This window comes from Streptomyces sp. NPDC012510, from assembly GCF_042955065.1.
Taxonomy (GTDB): Bacteria; Actinomycetota; Actinomycetes; order Streptomycetales; family Streptomycetaceae; genus Streptomyces.
This window is the reverse complement of the sequence record NZ_JBIBEN010000027.1, coordinates 1-16,115: the sequence shown is the minus strand read 5'-3', so window position 1 is coordinate 16,115 and position 16,115 is coordinate 1. Positions and strand designations below refer to the sequence as shown.

At 69.0% G+C, this 16,115-nt stretch carries 11 protein-coding genes; 9 read left to right on the top strand and 2 right to left on the bottom strand.

Going from position 1 to position 16,115, the window contains the following annotated elements; translation table 11 throughout:
• Positions 1 to 3: 3 nt before the first annotated feature.
• Complete coding sequence (gene eccCa, locus ACFY9I_RS35850; protein ID WP_391009613.1) at positions 4 to 3,963, bottom strand: type VII secretion protein EccCa; 3,960 nt, start codon at positions 3,961 to 3,963, stop codon at positions 4 to 6.
• Positions 3,964 to 4,126: 163 nt separating this feature from the next.
• On the opposite strand from eccCa, the gene eccD reads away from it, so the two are divergent.
• The 6 genes from eccD (at position 4,127) to ACFY9I_RS35820 (ending at position 11,359) form a co-directional block, all read left to right on the top strand.
• Positions 4,127 to 5,596: a type VII secretion integral membrane protein EccD gene (eccD, locus tag ACFY9I_RS35845; RefSeq protein WP_391009610.1), complete on the top strand. Its 1,470-nt coding sequence runs from the start codon at positions 4,127 to 4,129 to the stop codon at positions 5,594 to 5,596.
• A gap of 199 nt (positions 5,597 to 5,795) precedes the next feature.
• Positions 5,796 to 6,083: a 30S ribosomal protein S15 gene (gene rpsO, locus ACFY9I_RS35840; RefSeq protein ID WP_033529274.1), complete on the top strand. Its 288-nt coding sequence runs from the start codon at positions 5,796 to 5,798 to the stop codon at positions 6,081 to 6,083.
• A 433-nt stretch (positions 6,084 to 6,516) separates the two neighbouring features.
• Positions 6,517 to 8,736 (top strand): polyribonucleotide nucleotidyltransferase, encoded by a 2,220-nt coding sequence (locus ACFY9I_RS35835; RefSeq protein WP_391009602.1) that lies wholly within the window; start codon positions 6,517 to 6,519, stop codon positions 8,734 to 8,736.
• Positions 8,733 to 10,112 carry an insulinase family protein gene (locus tag ACFY9I_RS35830; RefSeq protein WP_391009599.1) on the top strand — a complete coding sequence of 460 codons (1,380 nt, stop codon included), beginning with the start codon at positions 8,733 to 8,735 and terminating at the stop codon, positions 10,110 to 10,112. Before ACFY9I_RS35835 ends, ACFY9I_RS35830 begins: the two co-directional genes overlap by 4 nt.
• 24 nt (positions 10,113 to 10,136) lie before the next feature.
• Positions 10,137 to 10,889 carry a 4-hydroxy-tetrahydrodipicolinate reductase gene (gene dapB, locus ACFY9I_RS35825; protein ID WP_391009596.1) on the top strand — a complete coding sequence of 251 codons (753 nt, stop codon included), beginning with the start codon at positions 10,137 to 10,139 and terminating at the stop codon, positions 10,887 to 10,889.
• A gap of 14 nt (positions 10,890 to 10,903) precedes the next feature.
• Positions 10,904 to 11,359 (top strand): hypothetical protein, encoded by a 456-nt coding sequence (locus ACFY9I_RS35820; RefSeq protein WP_391009595.1) that lies wholly within the window; start codon positions 10,904 to 10,906, stop codon positions 11,357 to 11,359.
• Positions 11,360 to 11,429: 70 nt separating this feature from the next.
• Here the strand turns inward: ACFY9I_RS35820 and ACFY9I_RS35815 are convergent, their stop codons facing one another.
• The gene (locus tag ACFY9I_RS35815; protein WP_391009592.1) at positions 11,430 to 11,987 is read right to left on the bottom strand and encodes a hypothetical protein; all 558 of its coding nucleotides are present in this window, start codon (positions 11,985 to 11,987) and stop codon (positions 11,430 to 11,432) included.
• Between the two features lie 189 nt (positions 11,988 to 12,176).
• On the opposite strand from ACFY9I_RS35815, the gene thyX reads away from it, so the two are divergent.
• The 3 genes from thyX (at position 12,177) to ACFY9I_RS35800 (ending at position 15,862) form a co-directional block, all read left to right on the top strand.
• On the top strand, positions 12,177 to 12,917 hold the full coding sequence (gene thyX, locus ACFY9I_RS35810; protein WP_391009590.1) for an FAD-dependent thymidylate synthase: 741 nt from the start codon (positions 12,177 to 12,179) through the stop codon (positions 12,915 to 12,917).
• 211 nt (positions 12,918 to 13,128) lie between these two features.
• Positions 13,129 to 14,028 (top strand): 4-hydroxy-tetrahydrodipicolinate synthase, encoded by a 900-nt coding sequence (gene dapA, locus ACFY9I_RS35805; RefSeq protein ID WP_391009587.1) that lies wholly within the window; start codon positions 13,129 to 13,131, stop codon positions 14,026 to 14,028.
• A 148-nt stretch (positions 14,029 to 14,176) separates the two neighbouring features.
• Complete coding sequence (locus ACFY9I_RS35800; protein WP_391009584.1) at positions 14,177 to 15,862, top strand: RNase J family beta-CASP ribonuclease; 1,686 nt, start codon at positions 14,177 to 14,179, stop codon at positions 15,860 to 15,862.
• Positions 15,863 to 16,115 lie beyond the last annotated feature (253 nt).

Sequence of the window (16,115 nt, the reverse complement as noted above, 5' to 3'; positions counted from 1 at the left end):
ACTCTAATGGCGTTGCGGAAGCAAGCCCACCTGGATAAGAGGCGCTCCGCGCTTCCGTGACACGAATGTGCCCCGCCCCGGCGGCATGGGCCGCGCCCGGACATTGCCGAGGATGTCGCCCTCCATCGGGTCACCGGACAGGACGAGTCCCTGCGCGCCGAGCTCCTTCACCCGCTGCATGAAGGACTCGTACATGGAACGCGATGCCCCCGCCGCGTTGCGGGCGATGATGAACTTGACGCCCACGTCACGGGCGAAGGGCAGATGCTCGACGAGGGCCGACAGCGGGTTCCCGGAGTTCGTCGCGACCAGCTCGTAGTCGTCGACGATGATGAACAGCCGCGGGCCGCTCCACCAGCTGCGGTCGCGCAGCTGCTGCGGTGTGATGTCGGGCTTGGGCGCCCGCATCTCCATGAACTGCCGTACCGCGTCCATGTGGACGTCCATCGCGGATGCCATCGGCGCGTACTCCAGCAAATGCTCCTCGGAGACCGCCTCCAGCATCGTCCTGCGGTAGTCGCCGACGACGATCCGGGCCTCCGAGGGCGTGTATCGCTCGGCGATCTGCTTCGCGATCAGGCGCAGCAGGTTCGTCTTGCCGGACTCGCTCTCCCCGAAGACCAGGAAGAACGGGTCTGTCTCGAAGTCGATGAAGACCGGTTCGAGGTTGGCCTCGTCGATGCCGATCGCGATGCCGTGCTGCGGGAACTCGAAGCCCTTGGGCAGTTGGTCGGCCGCCAGCCTGCGGGGCAGGAGGCGGACCGTCGGGGCCGCCGGGCCCTGCCAGTTGCCCTTGACCGCCTGCACGAGCTGTGCCGTGGCCTCCGAAAGGCCGTCCGCGTCCGACGAGGAGTCAATGCGTGGCAGCGCCGTCATGAAGTGCAGCTTCTCCGGGACCTGGCCACGGCCCGGCACACCCGCCGGCACGTTCGCGGCGACCTTGCGGTCGAACTCGGAGTCCATGACGTCACCGAGACGTAGTTCCAGCCGACCCAGGATCTGGTCCTTCAGCGCGGACCGCACCTCCATGTAGCGCGAGGCGGAGAGGACGACATGGATGCCGTAGCCGAGGCCCCGGCTCGCTATGTCGTTGACGACACCCTCCAGGGCGTCGTAGTCGCCCTTGAAGTTGCCCCAGCCGTCGATGACCAGGAAGACGTCGCCCCAGGCTTCACCGGGCAGTTCACCGGCGGCGCGGCGCCGACGATACGTGCCGATCGAGTCGATGCCGTTCGCGCGGAAGAACTGCTCGCGGCGGTTGAGGATGCCAGCCACCTCAGCGACCGTACGCCGCACCCGTTCTGGGTCCAGCCGGGAGGCGACTCCGCCGACATGCGGCAGGTCCGCCAGCGACGACAGGCCGCCACCGCCGAAGTCCAGGCAGTAGAACTGCACCTCGTGCGGTGTGTGGGTCACGGCGAACGAACCGACCAGCGTCCGCAGCAGGGTGGACTTGCCGGACTGGGGGCCGCCGACCACCATCATGTGTCCCGCCGCGCCGGAGAAGTCCCGGTAGAGCACCTCACGCTTCTGCTCGAACGGTTTGTCGATCAGGCCGAGGGGGACCGTGAGCCCGCCCGGCCGCGTGTACTCGGCGGCCTGCAGACCGCGTTCGGCCGTCGAGGCGAGCGGCGGCAGCAGTTGATCCAGCGTCGGCGCCTGATCCAGCGGCGGCAACCACACCTGATGGGCGGGCACACCCTGTCCTTCCAGCCGCTGCACGATGACGTCGAGCACCGTGTCGGCCAGCGCGTCGTCGTCCTGGCGCGAAGGGGCCGGGGGTTGTGCCGGATCGGAAGACGCGTAGGTGACCGGTACCGGCGCCGCCGTGAACAGTGCGGGTCGCCGCTCGATCGGCATGCGGTCCCGGGAGACCTCGGGGCCGCCGGAGCGGTACGCGCCCGACACGTACGCAGCCTTGAAACGGGTCATCTCGTCCGTACCGAACTTCAGATACCCGGAACCGGGCACGGACGGCAGGTGGTAGGCGTCCGGAACCCCAAGCGCCGCACGCGACTCCGCGGCCGAGAATGTACGCAGGCCGATCCGGTACGACAGATAGGTGTCGAGCCCGCGCAGCCGGCCCTCCTCCAGACGCTGCGAGGCGAGCAGCAGATGGACACCCAGGGAGCGGCCGATGCGACCGATCTGGATGAACATGTCGATGAAGTCGGGCTTGGCCGTGAGGAGTTCGCTGAACTCGTCGATCACCAGGACGAGCGAGGCCAGCGGCTCCAGCGGCGCACCGGCGGCCCGCGCCTTCTCGTAGTCGTGGATGTTGGCGTAGTTGCCCGCCGAACGCAGCAGCTCCTGGCGGCGCTGGAGTTCGCCCCGGATCGCGTCGCCCATGCGGTCGACGAGAGTCAGATCGTCGGAGAGGTTGGTGATGACGGCGGCCACGTGCGGCATCTGGGACATGCCGGCGAAGGTGGCGCCACCCTTGAAGTCCGCGAGGACGAAGTTCAGGGTCTCGGAGGAGTGGGTGACCGCGAGGCCGAGCACCAGCGTGCGCAGCAGCTCCGACTTGCCGGACCCGGTCGCTCCGACACACAGACCGTGCGGGCCCATACCGTCCTGGGCAGCCTCCTTGAGGTCCAGCATCACGGGCCGGCCGTCCTCACCGACACCGATCGGCACCCGCAGGCGTTCCGGCGTCGACCGGGGCCGCCAGGTGCGGGTGACCTCCACGGAGGCCGCGTCGCCGAGGCCCAGCAGATCGGTGAAGTCCAGGTTGGCGAGAAGCGGTTCGTCGTCGTTGCCGCCGCCCATGCGAAGGGGGGCCAGTTGCCTGGCGAGCGCCTCCGCGGCGGGCAGGGACAACCCGTCGGGCGTGCCCTCGTAGGCGACCTCAGCACCCGAGTCCAACCACAGCCGGTCCGGTCGCACGACGATGGACAGGCCACCCCGGGGCTGGTCCAGCTCCCCCGAGACCACCTCGATGATCGTCACCCCCTGCAGACCCTCGGCGGCCGCGAAAGCGGAGGTCGGGGGGACGATTCCGCCGTCGAGGACGACGACGATGTGCGGCTGTTCAAGTACGGGTTGGCCGGCCCGGCTGAAACGAGGGCGGCCTTCGAGGCGGGCCGACAGCAACTGCTCCAGCTCACCCAGGTCGTCACCGAACAGCCTTCGGGTGCCGGCGCCGTCGAACTGCCCGGTGAGCTGACTGTGCGGCAGCCACTTGGTCCAGTCCCAGCGGCCGACCGCGTTCGGGGCGGCGACCACGGCCAGCAGCAGATCGTCGGGGGAATGGAGGGTGGTGAGCTGGGCGACCAGGGCACGCGCCGCGGCCTGTGCGCTCTCCGGGGTGCCGGACACCGTCACGTGGTAGAAGGCGCGCATCGACACCGCGACCGGCAGCCCGTCCAACTGACCGTGCACGGCGAGGAAGCGCTGCATGGCGCCGGCGCACAGGGGCTCGAGCTCGTCCACGGGAGCGGTCTCGGGAGCGACCAGGGGAGAGGCAAGCTGCTGAGGACCCAGACCGATCCGCGCCTGCCCGAAGTCAGCGTCCCCGACGCGTCGCTCCCACACCCGGCTGCCTTCGGCGACCACCGACCACAACTGCTCGGGAGAGGGGTGCAGATACAGTTGCGCGTCACGCTGCTTCAAGGCGGTCCTGCGGACCGTACGCCGGGTCTGCGCGAGGTATTTGAGGTAGTCGCGACGCACATCGGCCATTTGCCCCTGCGTACCACGACGGTGCCGCACGATCTGGGCGACCACCATCGCGGCCGTTGACACGAGCATCACCACACCCATGATCCGCATGAACGGATGGGCGTTCGGGGACGCGAAGTAGAACACCACCGACGAGCCCATGCCGAGGGTCGGCAGGATCTGCATCAGCATGCCCTCCTGCTGTCCTCGCGGAAGCTCCGGAGGAGACTCCAGGCGCAGCTCGTCGGAGGGCACTTCGGGCGGCAGGGAACGTGGTGGGCGCTTGATGACGATCTGGCTCACCGGTGCATCAATCCCCCTATACGGACGAGCAGTTTCGTACCGTCACCCCCGTGGTGACGGCCGCCATCCGCTAGCCGGGGATCCTACTTGTCACCGCTGACGGTCCCTGCCGGTAGGGTGACGCCCGCAGCGTACGCATCCGCGAAGCAGGGGGTCAGTAAAGGTGAGTACGACCGCGGCGACCGGGTTCTGCCGAGTCACCGTCGTGGCACCCGACAGCCGAATCGACGTCGCCCTCCCAGTGGACATCACCATCGCCGACGTCTATCCCGAGATATTGCGCCTGACGGGCCAGGCCCAGCCGGTCGGCACCCCCACCGGCTACCACCTGGTGCGCCGCGACGGCACCGCCCTCGACGGCGCCCGTTCACTCGCCGACGAACGGGTGCTCGACGGCGAGGTGCTGAGCCTTCGCCCCTTCGCCGAGTCGCTGCCACCGACCGTCCATGACGACGTCTCCGACGCGGTCGCCTCCGCGGTCGTTCGTGACCGTCATCTGTGGAGCGACGACCTGCTGCGCGTCGCCGGACTGGTCGGCGGAGCCCTGCTCCTGCTGCTCGCCGCCTTCGTGCTCTGGTACGCCGACCCCGTCCGCCACGACATGAGCGGTCTGCCCGGCATCGTCGCGGGTGGTCTGGGTGTCCTCCTGACCGCCTACGCGGCCGTGCGCGCCCGTGTGTACGGCGACCGCGTGGCCGCGGCGGCCATCGGACTCGCCGCCCTGCCCCTGCTCCTCCTCGCGGGCTTCGGGATCGTCGGCCCGGCGGACGGCCAAGGGCCGGGCATGCTGCAGTTCATGCTGGGCTGCGTGGTGGTGCTGATCGCCTCCGTCGCCCTCGTCGCGCTCGCCCCCAGCGGGGACGCGGCCTTCGTGGCCACGACCTTCGCGGCGGCGGTCGGCGCGGTCGCCACCTTCGTGGCGATCCTCGCCAACGCCTCCGCGACCGACATCGCCGCGGTGTGCGCCCCGGTCGCCCTGGGCCTGGTCGCCTTCCTCCCGGGCCTGTCGGCCCGCTTCGCCCGGCTGCCGATCGGTTACGCCTCGCCGCGCTCCGCCGCCTACGAGGACTTCGACCTGGACTCCTCCCAGGGCCCGGACACCGAGCCCCTCGACGCCGAGCGCATCGCCGCCCAGGCCCGGCGCGGGCACGAGATGCTGCTGGGCCTCGTCGGCGGCACGTCCGTGGTGGTGGTCGCCTCCACCGCCGTGCTCGGCTTCTCGGACGACCTGTGGGGCCGGCTCCTTGGTCTGGCCGCAGGCCTCGCCATGCTTATCCGCGCCCGCCTGTTCCGCTACACCTCGCAGGTGGCCTGCGCCCTCGTCGCCGGTATCGCGGCGATCGCCCTTCTCCTCTTCGGCCTCGCGCTCAACCCGCCGACCGAGGCCCTCACCGAGTTCGTGCTCCACGGCGACCGGGGAGCCCTGGACCTCCGCACCATCTGGCTCACGGCCGTCGTCGCCGCCGGAGCCGCCCTGATCACCGCGATCGGTCTGATCGTTCCCCAGAAGGGCCTGTCCCCCTTCTGGGGCCGCCTCCTCGACCTTGCCGAGGCGTTCGTGCTGCTCACCCTGATCCCGCTGTGCCTGGCGGTCCTGGGCGTCCTCACCAAGGTCCGGTCGCTGACCGGCTGAGGGCGTCCCCGACCACCCGGCCGAGCACGCCCCCCAGCCTGGTACGCTGTCTGACGGCCGTCTGTGTACGCACCCCCGGGCTCTCCCGAGAACCCCGGAGGCAGCGCCGACGGATCCCGTCCCCCGAGTCACAGAAGCTCCCCTGAGATGAAGACCAGGGGCACTCGGTGGCATCAATGAGACTCATGAGGAGTATCGCGTGTCGCTCGACGCCGCTACGAAGAAGCAGATCATCAGCGAGTTCGGTACCAAGGAGGGCGACACCGGCTCCCCCGAGGTCCAGGTCGCGATGCTCTCCCGCCGCATCTCCGACCTGACCGAGCACCTCAAGACCCACAAGCACGACCACCACTCCCGTCGTGGTCTGCTCATCCTGGTCGGTCAGCGTCGCCGTCTGCTGCAGTACCTCGCCAAGAAGGACATCCAGCGCTTCCGTACGCTGGTCGACCGCCTCGGCATCCGCCGCGGTGCGGCGGGCGCCAAGTAGGACGCCGTGCAGGGGAGCGGTTCCCGGGAACTGGGGACCGCTCCCTTTGCTGTACGCACCACCACGGTTCGCCGTGCACACGGCCACGGCGTGCCGTACGCACCACCGCCTCCCCCTCTCGAAGGGGGCGCGCGGCCCCACCGCACGCGGGATGTACGTGCGGAAACGTGCGGAGTGTCACCACCCCTTTGTAGTGTGGTAGCACGACGCGATACGTACGACACCGTGTGAGGCGCCCGGAACACGGGCAGCCGCACACACCGAACGAGGAGAAGCGCACCTCGCCGCCGCCGGTCCTCGGTAGTGGCCCCCGGGGGATTGCGACCCCGAGGGCTTCGATCGAAGACCGGCCCGCACCAGACGGCGCGCTTCTCCACCACCGTCCCCCTGCCACACGGGCGGGACCAGGGACGAAGACGAGGAGAATTCGCTAGTGGAGAACGAGACCCACTACGCCGAGGCCGTCATCGACAACGGCTCTTTCGGCACCCGCACCATCCGTTTCGAGACGGGCCGTCTGGCCAAGCAGGCCGCCGGCTCCGCCGTGGCGTACCTGGACGACGACACCATGGTGCTGTCGGCCACCACCGCCTCCAAGAACCCCAAGGACCAGCTCGACTTCTTCCCCCTCACGGTGGACGTCGAGGAGCGGATGTACGCCGCCGGCAAGATCCCCGGCAGCTTCTTCCGCCGTGAGGGCCGTCCCTCCGAGGACGCCATCCTCACCTGCCGACTGATCGACCGCCCGCTGCGCCCGTCCTTCAAGAAGGGCCTGCGCAACGAGATCCAGGTCGTCGCCACGATCATGGCGCTCAACCCCGACCACCTGTACGACGTCGTCGCGATCAACGCCGCGTCCGCGTCCACGCAGCTCGCCGGTCTGCCCTTCTCCGGCCCGATCGGCGGCGTCCGCGTCGCGCTGATCAACGGCCAGTGGGTGGCCTTCCCGACGCACTCCGAGCTGGAGGACGCCGTCTTCGACATGGTCGTCGCCGGCCGCGTCCTGGAGGACGGCGACGTCGCGATCATGATGGTCGAGGCCGAGGCCACCGAGAAGACCATCCAGCTGGTCAAGGGCGGCGCCGAGGCGCCGACCGAGGAGGTCGTCGCCGCCGGTCTGGACGCCGCGAAGCCCTTCATCAAGGTCCTCTGCAAGGCCCAGGCCGACCTGGCCTCCAAGGCCGCCAAGCCGACCGGTGAGTTCCCGATCTTCCTCGACTACCAGGACGACGTCCTGGAGGCCCTCACGGCCGCCGTCAAGGACGAGCTCGCCCAGGCGCTCACCATCGCCGGCAAGCAGGAGCGCGAGACCGAGCTGGACCGGGTCAAGGCGCTCGCCGCCGAGAAGCTGCTCCCGCAGTTCGAAGGCCGCGAGAAGGAGATCTCCGCCGCGTACCGCTCGCTGACCAAGACCCTGGTCCGTGAGCGTGTGATCAAGGAGAAGAAGCGCATCGACGGCCGCGGCGTGACGGACATCCGTACGCTCGCCGCCGAGGTCGAGGCCATCCCGCGCGTGCACGGCTCGGCCGTGTTCGAGCGTGGCGAGACCCAGATCCTGGGCGTCACCACCCTCAACATGCTCCGCATGGAGCAGCAGCTGGACACGCTGTCGCCGGTGACGCGCAAGCGCTACATGCACAACTACAACTTCCCGCCGTACTCCACCGGCGAGACCGGCCGCGTCGGCTCCCCGAAGCGCCGCGAGATCGGTCACGGCGCCCTCGCCGAGCGCGCCCTCGTGCCGGTCCTGCCGACGCGTGAGGAGTTCCCCTACGCGATCCGCCAGGTCTCCGAGGCGCTCAGCTCCAACGGCTCGACGTCCATGGGCTCGGTCTGCGCCTCCACCATGTCGCTGCTGAACGCCGGTGTGCCGCTGAAGGCCCCCGTCGCCGGTATCGCCATGGGTCTGATCTCCCAGGAGATCGACGGCGAGACCCACTACGTCACCCTCACCGACATCCTCGGTGCGGAGGACGCCTTCGGCGACATGGACTTCAAGGTCGCCGGCACCAAGGAGTTCGTGACGGCCCTCCAGCTCGACACCAAGCTGGACGGCATCCCGGCCTCCGTCCTGGCCGCCGCCCTCAAGCAGGCCCGTGACGCCCGCCTCCACATCCTCGACGTGATGATGGAAGCGATCGACACCCCGGACGAGATGTCCCCGAACGCCCCGCGGATCATCACCGTCAAGATCCCCGTGGACAAGATCGGCGAGGTCATCGGCCCCAAGGGCAAGATGATCAACCAGATCCAGGAGGACACCGGCGCCGAGATCACGATCGAGGACGACGGCACCATCTACATCGGTGCCGCCGACGGCCCGGCCGCCGAGGCCGCCCGCGCCACGATCAACGGCATCGCCAACCCGACCATGCCGGAGGTCGGCGAGCGCTACCTGGGCACGGTCGTCAAGACCACGACCTTCGGCGCGTTCGTGTCGCTGCTCCCGGGCAAGGACGGTCTGCTGCACATCTCGCAGATCCGCAAGCTCGCCGGCGGCAAGCGCGTGGAGAACGTCGAGGACGTCGTCGGCGTGGGTCAGAAGGTCCAGGTCGAGATCGCCGAGATCGACTCCCGCGGCAAGCTCTCCCTCATCCCCGTGATCGAGGGCGAAGAAGGCTCCGAGGACAAGAAGGACGACGCCGACCAGTGACGTCGCGTAGCTCCAAGGCGACGGCCCGCACCTCTTCGGAGGCGCGGGCCGTCGCCCGTACCCAAACCCTGATCAAGGGCATGAATGGCATCGGTACGGTCCGCAAGACCACCCTCCCGGGCGGCCTGCGCATCGTCACCGAGACCCTCCCGTCCGTGCGCTCCGCCACCTTCGGCATCTGGGCCCACGTCGGCTCCCGCGACGAGACGCCCGCCCTGAACGGCGCCACCCACTACCTGGAGCACCTGCTCTTCAAGGGCACCGCCCGCCGCAGCGCGCTCGACATATCGTCCGCGATCGACGCGGTCGGCGGCGAGATGAACGCCTTCACGGCGAAGGAGTACACGTGCTACTACGCGCGCGTGCTCGACACCGACCTGCCGCTCGCCATCGACACCGTGTGCGACATGCTCACCGGCTCGCTGATCCGCGAGGAGGACGTCGACGTCGAACGCGGCGCGATCCTCGAAGAGATCGCGATGACCGAGGACGACCCGGGCGACTGTGTGCACGACCTGTTCGCGCACACCATGTTCGGCGACACCCCCCTCGGCCGCCCGGTTCTCGGCACGGTCGACACGGTCAACGCCCTCACCGCCGACCGCATCCGCCGCTTCTACAAGAAGCACTACGACCCGACCCACCTCGTGGTCGCCTGCGCCGGCAACATCGACCACAACAAGGTCGTACGACTGGTCCGTGCGGCCTTCGAGAGCGCCGGCGCTCTCGACCGCGGCGACGCCACCCCGATCGCCCCGCGTGAGGGCCACCGCAGCCTCCGTACGGCCGGCCGCGTCGAGCTCATCGGCCGCAAGACCGAGCAGGCGCACGTAGTCCTCGGCATGCCCGGCCTCGCCCGCACCGACGAGCGCCGCTGGGCCCTCGGCGTCCTCAACACCGCGCTCGGCGGCGGCATGTCCTCCCGCCTCTTCCAGGAGGTCCGGGAGAAGCGCGGCCTCGCCTACAGCGTGTACTCGTACACCTCCGGCTTCGCCGACTGCGGCCTCTTCGGCGTCTACGCCGGCTGCCGCCCGTCCCAGGTGCACGACGTGCTCAAGATCTGCCGCGACGAACTGGACCAGGTCGCCGAGCACGGCTTGCCGGACGACGAGATCGAGCGGGCCATCGGCCAGCTCCGCGGCTCCACGGTCCTCGGCCTGGAGGACACCGGTGCGCTGATGAACCGCATCGGCAAGAGCGAGCTGTGCTGGGGCGAGCAGATGTCCGTCGACGAGATGCTGACCCGGATAGCCATGGTGACCCCGGACGAAATCCGTGCCGTGGCCCGCGAGATCCTGGGCCGACGCCCCTCCCTGTCGGTGATCGGCCCGCTCAAGGACAAACAGGCGTCCCGTCTGCACGAAGCCGTCGCCTGACACACCAAGTTAAGGAACCAAGCAATGAGCAAGCTGCGCGTGGCGGTCCTCGGTGCCCGGGGCCGCATCGGCTCCGAGGCCGTACGGGCCGTCGAGGCCGCCGAGGACATGGAACTGGTCGCCGCCCTGGGCCGCGGCGACAAGCTGGACACGCTGGCCGAGACCGGCGCCCAGGTCGCTGTGGAACTGACGATCCCCGCCTCGGTCATGGACAACCTCGACTACTGCGTCCGCCACGGCATCCACGCGGTCGTCGGAACCACGGGCTGGACCGACGACCGCCTCGCGCAGCTCAAGGGCTGGCTGGACGGCTCCCCGGAGACCGGCGTGCTCATCGCGCCCAACTTCTCCATCGGCGCCGTCCTGACCATGAAGTTCGCGCAGATCGCCGCGCCCTATTTCGAGTCCGTCGAGGTCGTCGAGCTGCACCACCCGAACAAGGTCGACGCCCCTAGCGGCACCGCCACCCGCACCGCCCAGCTCATCGCCGAGGCTCGCCGCGCGGCCGGTACCGCCCCGGCGCCGGACGCCACGGCCACGGCCCTGGACGGCGCGCGGGGCGCCGACGTCGATGGCGTGCCCGTCCACGCCGTACGCCTGCGCGGCCTCCTCGCCCACCAGGAGGTCCTGCTCGGTGGCGAGGGGGAGACCCTGACGGTCCGTCACGACTCCCTCCACCACAGCAGCTTCATGCCGGGCATCCTGCTCGGCGCCCGTCGCGTGGTGACGACCCCGGGCCTCACCTTCGGCCTCGAACACTTCCTCGACCTGGGCTGAACGGCCGGAACACCATGCGCGCGAAGATCACCTACGCCGTCACGGCAGCCGTCCTGGTCGTCTACTTCGTCCTGGTCGGCAGCCGCGGGGTCCTGCTCATAGAGGCCGGGACGCCGGTCACGATCGCCTTCGGCGTCGCTGTGCTCGTCCTGCCGGCGATCGGCGTCTGGTTCCTGTGGAAGAACACCCAGTTCGTCCGCAAGGCCAACCAGCTCGCCGCCGAGCTCGACGCCGAGGGTGGCCTCCCCGTCGACGAGCTGAAGCGCACCCCGAGCGGCCGGGTCGACCGCGACTCGGCCGACGAGGTCTTCGCTCGGCGCAAGGCGGAGACCGAGGACACCCCCGACGACTGGCGCTCCTGGTTCCGCCTCGCCATCGCCTACCACGACGCCCGCGACACCCCACGCGCCCGCAAGGCGATGCAGCGCGCGATCGCCCTCCACGACGGCAAACCGGCGCAGACCGCCTGATACACGTACCCCGCGCATGAGTGAGGGGCCGATCCGTCCATGCGGACCGGCCCCTCAGTCGTACGGGCGACTACGCGGCATGCCCGTACTCGGCCGCCCACGCCTCGATCGTGTCGGCCGCCCGGTCGAAGGCCTCCGTACGCGCCAGGAAGTCCGCGTTGTGCGTGGTCATCAGCGGCGTCACATACTCCTGCACCCGGTCCCTGCGGACGAGGAGCAGCGCCTGCCCCTGTACGGACCGCGGCAGCCCGAGCCACCGCACCGGCTGCTGCACGGTACGCACCGAGACGGTCGGCTCCCAGGAGGCGGTACGGGTCCTGAAGAAGCCCACCTGACGCACGCCCCGCGCACTCACCCAGATACCGACCCGCAGCAGCCGCAGGGCGCAGGCGATGACGGACAGCGCCACGCCGAAGAAGACCGCGCCCGCCTGCGGTGTCTCGGCAGCCGCGATGATGACCGCCGCGACCAGCACGTACGAGGCGAGCAGCAGCAGGAGCGCGGCCGCGCCGACCCGCCACGGGCCGGGCCGGTAGGGGCGGCGCCAGCGGTCGCGGTCGTCGAACGGCAACGCTTCGTCCGCCGCCTGGTCGAAGGCGCGGTCGGCGGTCAGGAAGGGCAGGGGCACGGCTGATCCTCACTCAATGCACGCACGAGTTTCGCTCGGTGAGGCTACCTAGCCGGATGCCCGGTCACCACCTTCGAAGGGCCGACGGGGGCACAAGAGGGTGCAACTCGGGCCATCCTGCCCCCTGTCCGTGTCGGGCCGTAAAGTGGGCGCCGCCCGAGAGCAGCAATGGGAAGGATTTTCCGAGCCGTGACCGACACCCCCTCCGACGACCTCAAACCCAGCTTGCGCAGCGATGTCACCGTCGAGCTGGTGAAGCACAGCGCGGCCGACTCGGACGTGCTGTGGGCCGCCCGTGTCTCCACCGCCGGCGAGCAGTCCCTGGACGAGCTGAAGAAGGACCCGGAGCGCTCCAAGGGCCTCATCAACTACCTCATGCGGGACCGGCACGGCAGCCCCTTCGAGCACAACTCGATGACCTTCTTCATCAGCGCCCCGATCTTCGTCTTCCGCGAGTTCATGCGCCACCGTGTCGGCTGGTCGTACAACGAGGAGTCCGGGAGGTACAGGGAGCTCCAGCCCGTCTTCTACGTCCCCGACGAGTCCCGCAAGCTCGTGCAGGAGGGCCGGCCCGGCAAATACGTCTTCGTCGAGGGCACCCAGGCCCAGCAGGAGCTGGTCGGCCGTGTCATGCAGGACACCTACGTACACGCGTATGAGGCGTACCAGGAGATGCTCGCCGCCGGTGTCGCCCGCGAGGTCGCCCGCGCGGTCCTCCCGGTCGGTCTCTTCTCCTCGATGTACGCCACCTGCAACGCCCGCTCGCTGATGCACTTCCTGGGTCTGCGCACCCAGCACGAGCTCGCCAAGGTGCCGTCCTTCCCGCAGCGGGAGATCGAGATGGTCGGCGAGCGGATGGAGGCGGAGTGGGCGAAGGTCATGCCGCTCACCCATGCCGCGTTCAATGCGAACGGCCGGGTGGCGCCGTAGCGCACCGCCGACTTTCGGCCAGGTACAGATGTACGGGTCAGCCGAGCGAAGTGTCCGTATTGCGGCATTTCGAGAAGTTCATCTAGCCTGATCAAACGGACCCGGCACTGCTTGAACCCCCGAGCAGGCAGTGCCGGGCTCCGCATTTGTCCTGACTTTTCCCGCCCCCCGAGGGCAGACCGTGCCTTGAGCAGCGAGTAGCGTGTTACCCATGGCTCCGACCTCGACTCCGCAGACCCCCTTCGGGCGGGTCCTCACCGCCATGGTCACGCCCTTCACGGCGGACGGCGCACTCGACCTCGACGGCGCGCAGCGGCTCGCCACCCATCTGGTGGACGCAGGCAACGACGGCCTGGTCATCAATGGCACCACCGGCGAGTCCCCCACCACCGGTGACGCGGAGAAATCGGACCTGGTACGAGCCGTCCTCGAGGCCGTCGGCGACCGCGCCCACGTCATCGCCGGCGTCGGCACCAACGACACCCACCACAGCATGGAGCTGGCCCGCGCCGCCGAGAAGGTCGGCGCCCACGGCCTCCTCGTCGTCACGCCGTACTACAACAAGCCCCCGCAGGAGGGCCTGTACCGCCACTTCAGGGCCATCGCCGACGCCACCGACCTGCCGGTGATGCTCTACGACATCCCCGGCCGCAGCGGTGTCCCGATCGACACGGAGACGATCGTCCGGCTCGCCGAGCACCCACGCATCGTGGCCAACAAGGACGCCAAGGGCGACCTCGGCCGCGCGAGCTGGGCCATCGCCCGCTCCGGCCTCGCCTGGTACTCCGGCGACGACATGCTGAACCTGCCGCTGCTCTCCGTGGGCGCGGTCGGCTTCGTCTCGGTCGTCGGCCACGTCGTCACCCCGGAGCTGCGCGCTCTCGTAGAGGCGTACGTCTCCGGTGAAGTCCAGAAGGCCACCGAGATCCACCAGAAGCTGCTCCCGGTCTTCACCGGCATGTTCCGCACCCAGGGCGTGATGACCACCAAGGCGGCGCTCGCCCTCCAGGGTCTGCCCGCCGGGCCGCTGCGCGCCCCCATGGTGGAGCTCTCGCCCGAGGAGACGGCCCAGCTCAAGATCGATCTTGGTGCCGGCGGGGTACAGCTCTGACACCGGACTTCGCACGACGCGGCAACCAGACTTCACAACTGAATAGGCAGGACGAAAGTGCCTGCGTCCACATCCACAACTGCTTTTGCACGAACGTCATGCGCGCCACGTGCCACAGGTACGTGGCGCGCATGGTGAGGAGAGTCTTTTGAGTCATCCGCATCCTGAACTCGGCCCGCCGCCGCCGCTGGCCGAAGGCGGCCTTCGGGTCACCCCACTTGGCGGCCTCGGTGAGATCGGCCGGAACATGACCGTCTTCGAGTACGGCGGCCGCCTGCTGATCGTCGACTGCGGCGTGCTTTTCCCCGAGGAGGAGCAGCCCGGAATCGACCTGATCCTGCCGGACTTCTCGTCCGTCAGGGACCGCCTCGACGACATCGAGGGCATCGTCCTCACGCACGGCCACGAGGATCACATCGGCGCGGTCCCGTACCTGTTGCGGGAGAAGCCCGACATCCCGCTGATCGGCTCCAAGCTGACCCTCGCCCTCATCGAGGCCAAGCTCCAGGAGCACCGCATCCGCCCGTACACCCTTGAGGTGGCCGAGGGGAACCGCGAGCGCATCGGCCCCTTCGACTGTGAGTTCGTCGCGGTAAACCACTCCATCCCCGACGCCCTCGCCGTGGCCATCCGCACGCCCGCGGGCATGGTGGTCCACACGGGCGACTTCAAGATGGACCAACTCCCGCTGGACAACCGCCTGACGGATCTGCACGCGTTCGCACGGCTGAGCGAGGAGGGAATCGACCTCCTGCTCTCCGACTCCACGAACGCCGAGGTCCCCGGGTTCGTTCCGCCGGAGCGCGACATCTCCAATGTCCTGCGCCAGGTCTTCGCGGGTGCCAGCAAGCGGATCATCGTGGCCAGTTTCGCCAGCCACATTCACCGCATCCAGCAGATCCTCGACGCAGCCCACGAGTACGGCCGCCGGGTCGCCTTCGTCGGCCGCTCGATGGTCCGGAACATGGGCATCGCCAGGGACCTGGGCTATCTGAAGGTCCCACCGGGCCTGGTCGTGGACGTCAAGACACTCGACGATCTGCCGCAGCACGAGATCGTCCTCGTCTGCACCGGATCACAGGGCGAACCGATGGCGGCCCTGTCCCGTATGGCCAACCGGGACCACCAGATCCGCATCGTCCAGGGCGACACGGTGATCCTGGCCTCGTCCCTGATCCCCGGCAACGAGAACGCGGTCTACCGCGTCATCAACGGCCTGACGCGTTGGGGCGCCAACGTCGTCCACAAGGGCAACGCCAAGGTCCATGTCTCCGGACACGCCTCGGCCGGCGAGCTGTTGTACTTCTACAACATCTGCCGCCCGAAGAACCTGATGCCGGTGCATGGTGAATGGCGCCACCTGCGCGCCAACGCCGAACTCGGCGCCATGACTGGCGTACCGCACGACCGCATCGTCATCGCCGAGGACGGCGTCGTCGTCGACCTCATCGAGGGCAAGGCCAAGATCGCAGGCAAGGTCCAGGCCGGCTATGTGTACGTCGACGGCCTCTCGGTCGGTGACGTCGGCGAGCCGGCCCTCAAGGACCGGAAGATCCTGGGCGACGAAGGCATCATCTCCGTCTTCGTCGTCGTGGACGCCTCCACCGGCAAGATCACTGGTGGCCCGCACATCCAGGCCCGCGGTTCCGGCATCGATGACTCCTCGTTCAGCGCGGTCGCCCCACGGATCACCGAGGTCCTGGAGCGCTCGGCACAGGACGGGGTCGTCGAGCCCCACCAGCTGCAGCAACTCATCCGCCGCACCCTGGGCAAGTGGGTCTCCGACACCTACCGGCGCAGGCCGATGATCCTCCCTGTGGTGGTTGAGGTCTGACCGACCGTCAGCGCCCGTTCCGGAGCGGGGCCCCTCGATTTGCATCGGGGCGCCCCGCTCCAGTACGTTTACGGCTCCGCCCAGGGGGGAACCCGGTGCAACTGATGCGCCAGGAGCCACCCGGACCGGGTGGAAATCCGACTCAGAACCTCTGATAAAGTCGGAACCGCCGGAAAGGGAAACGCGGAAGCGGGAACCTGGAAAGCACCGAGGAAATCGGATCGGAAAACGATCTGATAGAGTCGGAAACGCA

What these genes read in the sequence shown, in the direction of transcription:
- dapB (WP_391009596.1), top strand. Translation starts at nt 10,137, where the DNA reads ATGAGCAAGCTGCGCGTGGCGGTCCTCGGTGCCCGGGGCCGCATCGGC.
- ACFY9I_RS35820 (WP_391009595.1), top strand. Translation starts at nt 10,904, where the DNA reads ATGCGCGCGAAGATCACCTACGCCGTCACGGCAGCCGTCCTGGTCGTC.
- dapA (WP_391009587.1), top strand. Translation starts at nt 13,129, where the DNA reads ATGGCTCCGACCTCGACTCCGCAGACCCCCTTCGGGCGGGTCCTCACC.